At 36.4% G+C, this 13,020-nt stretch carries 13 protein-coding genes, 1 pseudogene and 1 CRISPR repeat array; all 14 genes and pseudogenes read left to right on the top strand.

Annotated elements, in window-relative coordinates:
- Window positions 1–2 precede the first annotated feature (2 nt).
- Window positions 3–143 (top strand): DUF4186 family protein, encoded by a 141-nt coding sequence (locus H8S40_RS16565; RefSeq protein WP_436286252.1) that lies wholly within the window; start codon window positions 3–5, stop codon window positions 141–143.
- A 31-nt stretch (window positions 144–174) separates the two neighbouring features.
- Window positions 175–372, top strand: a complete 198-nt coding sequence (locus tag H8S40_RS16560; RefSeq protein WP_436286251.1) for a DUF4186 family protein — start codon at window positions 175–177, stop codon at window positions 370–372.
- Between the two features lie 59 nt (window positions 373–431).
- Window positions 432–842, top strand: coding sequence for a DUF188 domain-containing protein (locus H8S40_RS12830; protein WP_366482541.1), 411 nt, complete (start codon window positions 432–434; stop codon window positions 840–842).
- 301 nt (window positions 843–1,143) lie between these two features.
- Window positions 1,144–1,350, top strand: coding sequence for a DUF6219 family protein (locus tag H8S40_RS12825; protein WP_186865378.1), 207 nt, complete (start codon window positions 1,144–1,146; stop codon window positions 1,348–1,350).
- A 596-nt stretch (window positions 1,351–1,946) separates the two neighbouring features.
- Window positions 1,947–2,252, top strand: coding sequence for a thioredoxin (gene trxA, locus H8S40_RS12820; RefSeq protein WP_186865377.1), 306 nt, complete (start codon window positions 1,947–1,949; stop codon window positions 2,250–2,252).
- A gap of 20 nt (window positions 2,253–2,272) precedes the next feature.
- Complete coding sequence (locus H8S40_RS12815) at window positions 2,273–3,964, top strand: FAD-dependent oxidoreductase (protein ID WP_186865376.1); 1,692 nt, start codon at window positions 2,273–2,275, stop codon at window positions 3,962–3,964.
- A 74-nt stretch (window positions 3,965–4,038) separates the two neighbouring features.
- Window positions 4,039–4,812 carry a NifB/NifX family molybdenum-iron cluster-binding protein gene (locus tag H8S40_RS12810; protein WP_186865375.1) on the top strand — a complete coding sequence of 258 codons (774 nt, stop codon included), beginning with the start codon at window positions 4,039–4,041 and terminating at the stop codon, window positions 4,810–4,812.
- 156 nt (window positions 4,813–4,968) lie between these two features.
- A complete protein-coding gene (locus tag H8S40_RS12805) occupies window positions 4,969–5,856 on the top strand; it encodes a 4Fe-4S binding protein (RefSeq protein WP_186865374.1) in 888 nt (295 codons plus the stop codon).
- A gap of 210 nt (window positions 5,857–6,066) precedes the next feature.
- Window positions 6,067–7,550: a CRISPR direct-repeat array (repeat unit 32 nt; unit sequence GTCATCCTCCTCGTGAGGATGTGAGTTGAAAA).
- Window positions 7,551–7,569: 19 nt separating this feature from the next.
- Window positions 7,570–8,172: pseudogene (locus tag H8S40_RS12800) on the top strand (restriction endonuclease subunit S); the annotation flags it as partial.
- Window positions 8,173–8,461: 289 nt separating this feature from the next.
- Window positions 8,462–8,680 carry a DUF3791 domain-containing protein gene (locus tag H8S40_RS12795; protein ID WP_118689186.1) on the top strand — a complete coding sequence of 73 codons (219 nt, stop codon included), beginning with the start codon at window positions 8,462–8,464 and terminating at the stop codon, window positions 8,678–8,680.
- Window positions 8,677–9,189, top strand: coding sequence for a DUF3990 domain-containing protein (locus H8S40_RS12790; RefSeq protein ID WP_186865373.1), 513 nt, complete (start codon window positions 8,677–8,679; stop codon window positions 9,187–9,189). The genes H8S40_RS12795 and H8S40_RS12790 overlap by 4 nt, the downstream gene beginning before the upstream one ends.
- Window positions 9,182–9,412 (top strand): hypothetical protein, encoded by a 231-nt coding sequence (locus H8S40_RS12785; RefSeq protein WP_117990067.1) that lies wholly within the window; start codon window positions 9,182–9,184, stop codon window positions 9,410–9,412. Before H8S40_RS12790 ends, H8S40_RS12785 begins: the two co-directional genes overlap by 8 nt.
- A 722-nt stretch (window positions 9,413–10,134) precedes the next feature.
- Window positions 10,135–10,419, top strand: coding sequence for a DUF3892 domain-containing protein (locus H8S40_RS12780; RefSeq protein WP_243238243.1), 285 nt, complete (start codon window positions 10,135–10,137; stop codon window positions 10,417–10,419).
- Window positions 10,420–10,577: 158 nt separating this feature from the next.
- Window positions 10,578–13,016 carry a CRISPR-associated helicase Cas3' gene (gene cas3, locus H8S40_RS12775; RefSeq protein ID WP_186865372.1) on the top strand — a complete coding sequence of 813 codons (2,439 nt, stop codon included), beginning with the start codon at window positions 10,578–10,580 and terminating at the stop codon, window positions 13,014–13,016.
- The last annotated feature ends 4 nt before the right edge of the window (window positions 13,017–13,020 follow it).

Genomic DNA, 13,020 nt, shown 5'->3' with positions numbered 1-13,020 from the left:
ATATGACGAAGGATGAAAGGTATAAGCAATTATTTGAACGACTAGATAATTCCAAGTTCCGAAGCAGTTTCCATCTAAAGCAGAAAGATATTGATTACATAAACGAAAAAGGTTGCGGTCGTCCAGTGGACGACCCTGCGTAGCAGGAGCAACGACCGAGCCGAGAGGCGAGACATGGAGAGAATCAGACAACATGTAGAGGATTTTATCTCAAAAAGAGAAGCTCCGGCGTATATAGCAAATGATGGCAAGCAGACTCCAATGCGTGGGCATCCGGTATTTATTGCCCAGCATGCAACTGCAACATGTTGCAGAGAGTGCATTCGGAAGTGGCATAAAATGCAACCGGGAAAAGAACTAAGCCAAGTGTAGCAGGAATATCTTGTAGATGTAATTATGACATGGATTCAAAAAGAAATGGAGAGGCACTAGTGCAGATATTTGTAGATGCAGATGCATGTCCGGTAGTAGGTATTATCGAGACAATAGCAGAGAAATATAATATTCCAACTACATTGCTGTGTGATACGAATCATATTTTGTATTCTAATTATAGCGAAGTGATTGTAGTAGGGGCAGGAGCAGATGCCATTCATCAATCGGGTAAATGGTACACGAATAACAATATTGATCAGATGCTCATGGAACGTCATTTGAATAAAAAAGCCAGAAGAAGTTCCCATAAGAATCATATCAAGGGACCGAAAAAACGAACAGAAGAAGATGATGTAAGGTTTGCACAGTCTTTTGAAAAAATGCTCATGATGGTACAGGAAGCAGTTTTTTTAAATGGCAAGACTTTCTTTCATGCCATTTGGTGCAAGTGTGATAGGGTAGAGTAATAAAACAGATTAGATGGAAAAGCACGTACAAAACTCATAGGAGAAAGATGTATACTTATGACAACATTTGGGGATAAAATTAGAGAGTTGCGAAAAGAGAAAAATGACTCAACAAAAGCTGGGTGCTATGGTGGGCGTTTCTTATAGAACAATTTGATCTTGGGAAGTTGAAGGACGATATAGAATATTGAGAACATACGAGAATAAAGACGAACTTAAAAACGAAATAAATAAAAGCTTTGTAAAGTATATTTCATCAAAAGTTACATATTAAAATTAACACAAAGGGAGAGGTGGTAGAATGAAAGCACATAAATATTGGTCACTTGGAGCATTACTCACAATGTTTGGCACTTTTTATACCGGCCACAAAGGAGCAAAATCAAGTCATAAATATTTTGCGGTTAGTTCTTTGATTTGCATGGTTATGGCTATTTATTCAGGACATAAAATGCTTTCTGGGAAAAAGAAAACCAAGAAAAAATTGGCGAATGCAGAAAATGAATAATGAACCAACCTTGTGCCCACTGGGCACGAAGTTGGCACAGTCACTATGGTGTCAGGAGAAATCCTGGCATCTTTTTTATGTCTTTTTACACTTCAAAAAATAATTTAAAAAAATTTCTAAAATCATGTCCTATAAGCTGAATGACGTCATTGATTCTGACTTGCGGGTTTCCACAGCAGAATTGATTCGGAACGTGGATGCGGTGCTTGTAGGAGCAGGATCCGGGTTGTCCAGTGCGGCAGGTTATAACCACTATCATCATAACACCGTATTTCAAAAAAACTTCCATGATTTTGAGGAAGCCTATGGAATTCAAAGTCTTTTTCAAGGGTTCTATTACATTTACTCAAAACCGGAACAGCAGTGGAAATTTTGAAGGATGGACAGGAGATTTGTATTAAAGAATATATGAGAAATGGCTGTCTTCTCATTGGAGAAAAGACAGCCATTCTTTATAAGATACATCATTCATCTATTTTGTTTAATAATAAATTTAAAAAAATTAATCATCATAATAATGTGATGATATCACAGAAAATAAATGAAGTTCAGATTATAATAAAGCCATAAAAGAAAAAAACAAGGAGGACTGTAAAATGTCTGCTATTAATATCAATAAAAATAATTTTCAGAATGAAATAATGAATTCCGAGAAACCTGTTCTTTTGGATTTTTGGGCTCCTTGGTGTGCACCTTGCCGTATGTTGGCTCCTGTCGTAGAGGAGATTGCGAGTGAACGTGCAGATATCAAAGTTGGAAAAATCAATATAGATGAGCAGTCTGAACTAGCAAATAAGTTCGGTATTATGAGTATTCCGACTTTAGTTGTCATAAAAAATGGGAAGATTATTCAGCAGGTTTCCGGGGTAAGACCTAAGAATGCAATTTTAGAAATGCTTTAATGAGGAAAGGTGGAAAAAAGATGAAGGTAATAATCGTAGGTGGTGTAGCCGGAGGAGCTACAGCTGCAGCAAGAATACGCAGACTGGATGAATATGCAGAAATAACGGTATTTGAAAAATCTGGATATATATCCTATGCGAATTGTGGACTTCCATATTATATTGGAGATGTGATCACAGATCCGGAAGAACTTACACTACAGACACCCGAGAGTTTTTTAAAACGCTTCCGTATTAATATGAAAATTCATCATGAAGTTATCTCCATACATCCGGAACGTAAAACTGTTTCAGTGAAGAATTTAGAAAACGGTGAAATATTTGAAGAAAATTACGATAAACTTATCCTTTCTCCAGGTGCAAAACCAACACAGCCGAGACTCCCTGGAGTAGGCATTGATAAACTTTTTACACTTCGTACAGTAGAAGATACTTTTCGGATAAAGAAATATATAAATAAGAATCATCCAAAATCAGTTGTATTGGCAGGTGGTGGCTTTATTGGTCTGGAACTGGCAGAAAATTTAAGGGAGCTTGGCATGGATGTTACAATTGTTCAACGACCTAAGCAGCTGATGAATCCTTTTGATCCAGATATGGCATCCATGATTCATAATGAAATGAGAAAGCATGGGATAAAACTGGTACTGGGCTATACAGTGGAAGGATTTAAAGAAAAAAACAATGGAGTGGAGGTCCTATTGAAAGATAATCCATCCCTTCATGCTGATATGGTAGTACTGGCAATCGGCGTTACACCAGATACAACATTAGCAAAAGAAGCTGGTCTGGAACTTGGCATCAAGGAAAGTATTGTAGTGAATGACAGAATGGAAACTTCTGTACCAGACATTTATGCTGCAGGTGATGCAGTTCAGGTAAAACATTATGTTACTGGCAATGATGCGTTAATCTCTTTAGCAGGACCTGCCAATAAACAGGGAAGGATTATTGCGGATAATATTTGTGGTGGTGATAGCCATTATTTAGGCAGTCAGGGAAGCTCCGTTATCAAAGTGTTTGATATGACAGCAGCCACTACAGGTATAAATGAAACCAATGCTAAAAAGTCAGGATTAGAGGTAGATACAGTAATTCTTTCTCCTATGAGTCATGCCGGTTATTATCCTGGTGGAAAAGTGATGACCATGAAAGTAGTTTTTGAAAAAGAGACTTATCGTTTGCTTGGTGCCCAGATTATTGGATATGAAGGAGTTGATAAACGTATCGATGTGCTGGCAACAGCAATCCATGCAGGGCTGAAGGCAACCCAGCTGAAAGATTTGGATCTCGCATATGCACCTCCTTATTCCTCTGCCAAGGATCCTGTAAATATGGCCGGATTCATGATAGACAATATAGCAAAAGGGACCTTAAAACAATGGCATTTGGAAAATATGGATAAGATTTCTAAAGATAAAAATGCTGTGTTGCTGGATGTGAGAACAGTAGATGAATTTAGCAGGGGCCATATTAATGGATTTAAAAATATTCCTGTAGATGAACTGAGGGAACGTATCAATGAAGTTGAGAAAGAAAAGCCTGTATATCTGATATGCCAGAGTGGGCTGCGAAGTTATATTGCGAGCCGTATTCTGGAGGGAAATGGATATGAAACATACAACTTTTCCGGCGGATTTCGCTTCTATGATGCAGTGGTTAATGACCGTGCACTGATTGAAAGGGCATATGCATGTGGTATGGATAATTGACATATGTCAAAAACATTATTGACATATGCTCTTAATGGAGTTAATATATAAGAAAAGCAAGAAAGGAATAGCTTATGCCAAGACCAGTAAAATGCAGAAAAGTCTGCCATTTTCCGGATGTTTTAGAATTTCTTCCGATAGATGATAATAAAAAAACTCCACCCATTATTTTGACAATAGATGAGTACGAAACAATCCGTCTTTTGGACAAAGAAGGTTATAGCCAGGAACAGTGTGCAGTATTTATGCAGATTGCAAGAACAACAGTTCAGCGAATTTACGAGAGTGCCAGAAAGAAAATTGCAGATGCACTTATTGGCGGATATCCACTTAGAATCGAAGGCGGGGATTTTAAAATTTGTGATGGTCAGAATAGTAACTGTGGACTTGGCGGATGCTACAAACAGGAGCTCTATCAAAAATATGCATTAGAAAAAGGAGAAGGTATGATGAGAATAGCAGTAACATATGAGAATGGACAGATTTTTCAGCATTTCGGACACACAGAAGCATTTAAGATTTATGATGTAGAAGAAGGAAAAATAGTACATTCAGAAGTAGTAGACACGAATGGAAGTGGACATGGTGCATTAGCAGGAGTTCTCAACGCACTGAATGTCGATATTTTAATCTGTGGAGGAATCGGCGGCGGCGCACAGACAGCGTTGGCAGCAGCAGGAATTAAGCTTTTTGGAGGTGTTTCAGGGGATGCAGATGAGGCGGTAAATGCACTTATCAATGAAACACTTGATTACAACCCAGAGGTAAAGTGTTCTCATCATGAGCACAACCACGAGGAAGGACATGCATGTGGTGAGCATGGATGTGGAAGTCACAGCTGTCATTAAGAGGAATAGAAAATAATAATATAAAAGGATGTGTTAAGGTAATGGAGGAGTTGCCATAGCACATCCTTTTGTGTTACTTTTCTATTTTCTCACTTGCTGAAATCACGGGACGGAACGTATAATTAAGAATAAAAGCTAAATGATAAGGAGGCCTCTATGAATAAAGATAAAAGAGTTCAGAGCAAACCCGCACAAAAAGAACCAATTAAAAGAAACAAGTTTCGCAAATATGTGCCATCAATTTTGCTATTTCTGCTATTTGAGATAGTGGCAGTTACACTGTGGCTTGTTAAGAAAAATCTATTTTATTTATTAAATTTTAGCTACATAGGAGGCTGCCTTGGGCTGGGAACAGCACTATTTACCGCCGGAAAACGGTATGCCAGGCATTTCATACAATTGGCGGTGGGAAGCTATATGTTGTTGTATCTCGGTGTAATTTCCCATGAAAATATGCAGATTGAGGGATTCTGGTACTATCTGTTCTTAGGCGTTTTTGAAGCGGCAACTATTCATTATGCTGTGGCGAAAATATTTGGTCCACTGTTTTTTGGGCGCGGTTGGTGTGGTTATGCCTGTTGGACAGTCATGGTGCTGGATTTTCTACCTTACAAACAGCCACAAAATCCACGAAAAGAGAAGCTTTGTTTTCTTCGTTATGTGATGTTTATACTGTCATTAGCGTTGGTATCCGGTTTGATGCTGATAAAAATTGCAAACCTGGAACAAATTATGTTTTGGCTATTCATCGTAGGAAATGTGCTTTATTATATCTTAGGTATCGGACTGGCATTTGTACTCAAGGATAATCGTGCATTTTGCAAATATCTGTGCCCTGTTACGGTATTCCTCAAGCCGATGAGTTATTTTTCGTTTTTACGTGTCCATTGTGACGAGAGTAAATGTATTCATTGTGACAAATGCTTGCGCGTCTGTCCGATGAACGTGGAAGTTAATAAGGAATCCCGAAAGCGAAAAAATGGAACTGAATGCATTCTTTGCTATGAATGCACAAAAGATTGCCCAACAAAGGCATTGCACTAGGGAAAATGGATTTGTAGTGATGGAACAGGGAAACGTGGAGTGCGAAAGGCAAGTGAACAGGAATTTGCTGAATCATTCGCACCAGAATATGAATATTTTTGGGAAGAAAAAGGATATAATATAGAGTTATAGATATAAAAAATAGCGAATAATATGTTATAGTGTATATAAAGTTTGATTTTAAATGAAAAGATTTTGTTTAAAATTGCTGTCATCCTCCTCGTGAGGATGTGAGTTGAAAAAATGGGCAGGCACCAGTGGAAATGTTTCCAACAGTCATCCTCCTCGTGAGGATGTGAGTTGAAAATTCATCTCCATAAAATCTGATAACTGCATCTGTCCGTCATCCTCCTCGTGAGGATGTGAGTTGAAAAGGAATGAAAGATGAGATCAAAAAGGCATTAACTGTCATCCTCCTCGTGAGGATGTGAGTTGAAAACACCAGCAAGCATGAAGGTAGCAAAAGCCAATGTCATCCTCCTCGTGAGGATGTGAGTTGAAAAATTGAACCTGCTTTTATATTTCTTGCCTTTACTGTCATCCTCCTCGTGAGGATGTGAGTTGAAAATCCTTCTTTCATAGCATCCAGATCATGCTGCAGATAGTCATCCTCCTCGTGAGGATGTGAGTTGAAAAGTGTTCGTTGCCTTTCCTCTCACAACGATCTTGGTCGTCCTCCTCGTGAGGATGTGAGTTGAAAAGTTGTAGCCTGTACCCTGCTGCACTTCCGCTTCCGTCATCCTCCTCGTGAGGATGTGAGTTGAAAAGCGATCATGGAAAAGCGAAGATCAGTGCATGCGGTCATCCTCCTCGTGAGGATGTGAGTTGAAAAGGAATTAGCGTTCCCGTCTGCGGCGGATCTTCTGTCATCCTCCTCGTGAGGATGTGAGTTGAAAAAAGAAATTATCAATCTGCTATTGCTCCCGATCCTCGTCATCCTCCTCGTGAGGATGTGAGTTGAAAAGCTCATTCGTCAAATCACTTTCATATAGTCGTTGTGTCATCCTCCTCGTGAGGATGTGAGTTGAAAAAATATTTCCCTCAGAAAAAGTCAGCATGGAATCTGTCATCCTCCTCGTGAGGATGTGAGTTGAAAAGGAGAACTGTTCACAAGGTACGATTGACCGATATGGTCATCCTCCTCGTGAGGATGTGAGTTGAAAAACTAACTACGAACAAGACGTAGAAATACGATTCGTCATCCTCCTCGTGAGGATGTGAGTTGAAAAACTAGACAAAAGCATAAAGAGATTGATAACTGCGTCATCCTCCTCGTGAGGATGTGAGTTGAAAAATGAATGCCGCGCGGTTCATGGCGGCAGAAGAAGCAGTCATCCTCCTCGTGAGGATGTGAGTTGAAAATCGAATATTCTCATCAATGTCTTTCCACCTGTTGCAGTCATCCTCCTCGTGAGGATGTGAGTTGAAAAGAACAGCAAATGTCAAAAGTGCAGGCAATCAGCGGTCATCCTCCTCGTGAGGATGTGAGTTGAAATATCGACCTGATGCCCGGTAGACACACGAACATAGTCATCCTCTTCACGAGGATGTGAGTTGAAATAATGACAAAAAGCAGCGTGTCGGAATCCTGAAGGGGTCATCCTCTTCGCGAGAATGTGAGTTGAAATGTCATAGCCTCAACGATATTGTTTACGATCAAGCGTCATCCTCTTCGTGAGGATGTGAGTTGAAATTACTGATGCTTGGGAACAGCGTAAGTTGGGAGAACTTGGTTCATTGAAGAATGGAATGAACTTTTCCAAAGAAGCCATGGGAATAGGATTTCCATTTGTAAATCTTCAAAATATATTCGGAAATAATGTGATTGATGGTACAAATTTAGGGAAGGCAATGGCATCTGATTCACAGCTGAAAGATTATAATTTGCAGAAGGGAGATGTATTGTTTGTACGCTCTTCGGTAAAATTGGAAGGTGTAGGAGAAGCTGCCTTAGTACTACAAAATCTTGAAAATACAACATATTCTGGATTTATTATAAGATTTCGAGATGAATATGGATTGGATAATAATTTTAAAAGGTTTTTATTTGGAATAGAATCCGTACGAAATCAAATTATGGCACAAGCTACTAATAGTGCAAATAAAAATATCAGTCAAACAGTGTTGGAAAATCTTTGCTTGAAGATTCCGAATAAATCAGAGCAAGAAAAAATTGGTTTATATTTTTCTAACCTCGATAACCTCATCACTCTTCACCAGCAGAAGTGTGATGAATTGCGAAATATTAAGAAATTTATGTTACAAAATATGTTTATCTCAGTCGAGAAGACTCCCACCTCTTCAGGTGGTGAGTAATAGAAAATTTGTCCCAGTGAGAGTCCAATCTCCGACTGAGATAAACGCTCCGCGAGGATGCGCAGTGATTCTAATAGGAATATGCCAGCTTCGCTGACCAGAATCACGCGCCAAGTCTCACGGACGTTCAACTTGAAATAGAAAAAATTCAATTTTCATATTATGATTAGAACAAAAACAGATAAATTTGGCAAGCAGAGTGTTTTTTGTAAAAAATAAGAGAACTTATGATACGATTAAACTATAGGCAATAGTTAGGCATGTTTAAATGCAGGAAGGAAGTTTTTTAATGAGTGAACAGAAAAGAAAAATCGGTTTTACTGTTGCGTGTGTAAATGAATTTGCCAATAGGCATAAGCTGAGCAGTAAAGAGGCCTTTCGGTATCTTTTTCAATTTAAAGGAATAGCTTTTATTAAAGAAAATTATGATGTGGAACATACGTTGGACTTTGATACTATATTAGATGATTTGGAAATTTTATGTAAAAAAAATGGAGGTACATTATGAGATTATATCATGGGAGTAATATAGCAATTGATAATATAAATCTGGCAATGTGCAGACCATACAAGGATTTTGGTCAGGGATTTTATCTGACGGATATTGAAGAACAAGCCGAAAAAATGGCGATAAGAGTAGCAAAAATTTATGGACAATCACCGATTTTGAATGTTTATGAGATTGATGATAATTTTAAAGATTTAAATAATCTCAGAATTAAGAATTTCGGGATATGGACAACGGAAGAATGGGCAAAATTTGTAATGAATAATAGAAGCAGGGCATTTATGGATGTACAGGATGTTTTGTGTAATAAAGATAACAAATATGATATCGTTATAGGTCCTGTTGCAGATGATAATATGGCTTTGTTGTTTCGACAGTATGAAAATGAAATCATAGATTTCGAAACGTTGTTAAAGGGAATGATTTATAAAAAGACTTCTTCGCAATATTCTTTTCATACAGAAAAGAGTGTGAAACTTTTGAGAAAGGTGATGAGTAGAAATGTGTAAAAAAGATCAGTTATTGGAATATTCGATACAAGATATTATAGATATGATTAGTACCGATCAGAGTATAGAATATGACGAAGCTATGAATAAATTTTACAATTCAGAAGTTTTTGAAAAACTTATAGATAAAGAGACAGGATTATATTTGGAAAGTCCGGAATATGTGTACGATTTATTCAAAGATGAAATGAATTTTGGACATATTATTCAGGCAGAAATATGAAATTTTTAAAGATTATCAGTGTGGGCATAAGATATTAATGAAATAAGTGCCAAATGTTTGGGAACAGCGTAAGCTCTCTGAGTCATCCTCTTCATGAGGATGAGAGTTGAAATATCGCTTCCGTAATTCTCGCAATGATGGTACTCAGTCATCCGTCTTACGAGGATGTGAGTTAAAATGGTTTTTCCAAGGATGTTATTGTTGTTTATCACAAGAGATTACAGCTTGAAAAATATTAAAGATATTCGTATAATAACGATTGTACAGTTTTTTCAGAGATTAGAAGTTGCTTAGGCACAAATGGATCGAACTGGACAAAGACATAAGAGATGTAAAATATATTTATAAGATTCTATCTCTTATGAAATGTCAGATATAGTAAATATCTGTGAGTTGAAAAACCTATAGGGATGGTAGCAATACCATATTATAGTCAAATCAAGAGGATTTGACTATAAAAATGAATACAAATATTGTTTTACCTTAAGGGAAGGTAGAAAAATAAATATTGACAAATTAGAACTTATAGGAGTATAGTAAAAATGTAATGAAAAATATAATAAAAAAACCGCTTGATACTGGTAATATCAAACGGTATTCAAATGCATCTAATTAATAGAATACACTTAGCAAAATCTATTCTAAATAATTAGTTTGCTTTTGTAAAGTCATTTTATATATTTTCGTTACAAAATTATATATTCAAGAAGGAGAATGCAAAGATGACAATGAAAGCAATGAAAATTCAGATGAAAAGTAACTGTGGTAATTCAAGAAATGTACAGGATATAGATTCTATCTATATTGATCAAACAGGTACATATTGGAAAAAAGCAGAAGTCTATGATTATCTAAAACAATTTCCAAAATCAATACAAGTAAATATATTTCCTTATCCGTATTTAGTTCCGGTAATGAGTATATTGGGAGAAAAATATGTTCGTTCAGAGGCGAATGATACAGTAACGGATAATTTATTAAAGTTACCGAGGGGATACGGAAAATAAAACATGAGTAAGGCAGAATCCTTTGATATTTTATAAAGCGAATGCTTTCTTGGATTCTGCCTTGTATGGCATTCTTTAATTTGATAAAATATAGTAAAAATATACAAAATAGAAAACTGAATAAAGAAAAATATACACAGATAACACAAGAGGGCTAGATGGAAAATAAAATCGAAATAAAAAGAGATTTGGTGCATGTAGACTATGAATCAGGAAGATATCAGACGATGAAAGAGCATTCAGAAAATGTTGCGAACTATGCGGCGGAGACTTGTTCTCTTTCAGAATTGAAGATACTGGTTACTTTGATAGGGCTGTTCCATGATGCAGGAAAGCTGGGAAGAGAAAATCAAGAAGATTTTGAGAGGATTCTACAATATGGAGATGATACTCATAAACATGGTTTGGATCATTCTACTGCTGGCGGAAGATTAATCAGGGAGTTACTGAAGGAAAAAAGTGTTTCAGAATTTATCAGTACGGTTATATATTTTCATCATGAAATGGGAGATTGCATCAATCTAGATAATGGACAAAGTTTACAGCAACAACGGGATGAAAAACAAGTAGATTATGACTGGATAAAGAAAGAATTCTTTCAGATTTATGATAAAGAGATATTGGAAGAATATTGTGAAAAAGCGATTCAAACATATAAGAACATAGAAGGAAAAATCAATATTTTTCATAAAGAGTCAGAAATATCAAAAAGAAAATGTGGGAACAGATATTTCTTTATGGGAATGTATCTGAGATTGGTTTTATCTTTACTCATTGATGGTGACTGGACGGATACGGCTTGTTTTTTTCAAGATGTTCCGTTATCAAAAAGAATTTCATTGGAAGAGATGCAGAAGATTTGGAATGAATGTATAGAGAATTTTGAAAAATATATGTCGAAGGAAATTCAAAATAATCCGTCGAATGGAAATGTGTTAAATACTTTTCGCCAAGAAATTTCGGATTTGTGTAGACAAGCTGCAGACAAAGAAGAAAATCTTTATCGACTTACTGTACCGACAGGAGCAGGAAAAACACTTAGCAGTTTGCGCTTTGCTCTGTATCATGCGAAAAAGATGAAAAAAAAACACATTATTTATATAGCACCATTCAATTCTATATTGATTCAGAATGCCGAGGAGATTCGAAAAGCAATAGGCAAAGCGGATGTTGTGTTAGAGCATCATTGTAATGTGGTTTGCGAAGAAGGAGAAGAAGACCGGTATCGCAAACTCACTGAAACTTGGGATTCACCGATTATAGTGACTACGGCAGTACAGATATTGAATACATTGTTTTCAGCTCAGAAAAGCTGTATTCGTAGAATGCACACATTATGTAACAGTATTATTATATTTGATGAGGTGCAGGCAATTCCTGTAAAATGTATGGAACTTTTCAATTTAGCTGTGAATTTTCTTACTCAATTTTGTGGTACGACAGTTGTGTTGTGTTCAGCAACGCAGCCAACATTGGCACCAATAAAAGAGAATAACATTTGTGAATGTATAGAAATGGCGGGAAGACCGGAAAAATATGCAGATGCTTTTAAAAGGACAGATATTAAAGATGCAACAGAATTATATCCTGGCGGTATGGATATAGAAGATTTAAGTGAATTTGTGCGGGAAAAAACAGAACAATATCAAAGTACATTGGTTATTTTGAATACTACGGCTTGTGCAATGAATACATTTCAACAATTAAAAGCGATATGTCCACAAGAATATGCACTTTTTCATTTGAGTAATAATATGTGTCCACAACATAAATTAGATACATTAAAATCTATAAAACATATTTTAAAAGAACAATCAAAAAAGATCATATGCGTAAGTACACAGGTTGTTGAAGCAGGCGTGAATTTTTCATTCGGGTGTGTTGTGAGGTCTAAAGCAGGTTTGGATAATGTAATTCAGGCAGCAGGACGGTGTAATAGACATAAGGAATTAGGAAGAATGGGAACTGTTTTCATTGTACAGATGTCCGAAAAAGCAGAGAAATTAAGTCATTTGCAGGAAATTAGAAATGCGCAGGCAGCATTACAAAAAGTATTGGAAGATTATAAAAATAATTCTTTAAAATTCAGAGATACATTGGATTCAGAAGAGGCAATAAAATCATATTATTTAAATTACTATTCCCAACTTAGAACAAATGAAACGAAATTTCCGATAGACAAACAAACAACCACGATTATAGAGTTATTGGGAGAAAATAAAGTAGGACAATTACAATATATCAGAAGAAATAGAGAAAAAGTTAAGACGAAATTACCGCAGGCTTTTTTGACTGCAGGACAGGCATTTGAAGTTATTTCTAATGATTATAAAGTTTGTGTTGTAGTTCCATATAATGATGAAGAGAGAGAATTATTGGATAAATTATCGCAGGATTATCTCGAGATAGAAGAGCAGAGAAAGATTTTAAGAAAATTGCAGAGATATACAGTTGGAATTTCTGAAAAAAGAAAAGAAAAACTCGGAAATGCTATATATGAAATTTGCAATGGAGAGATATTGGTATTGTGTGACGGATATTATAACAAGGAAGTAGGTGTTGTGGATGAACCTAATATGGAATTGCAAATGTTATAGAGGG

The sequence above is a fragment of the Ruminococcus hominis genome, assembly GCF_014287355.1.
GTDB lineage: Bacteria > Bacillota > Clostridia > Lachnospirales > Lachnospiraceae > Schaedlerella > Schaedlerella hominis.
Note: the sequence above shows the minus strand (reverse complement) of the source record. Positions and strands in the feature narration are given on the sequence as shown.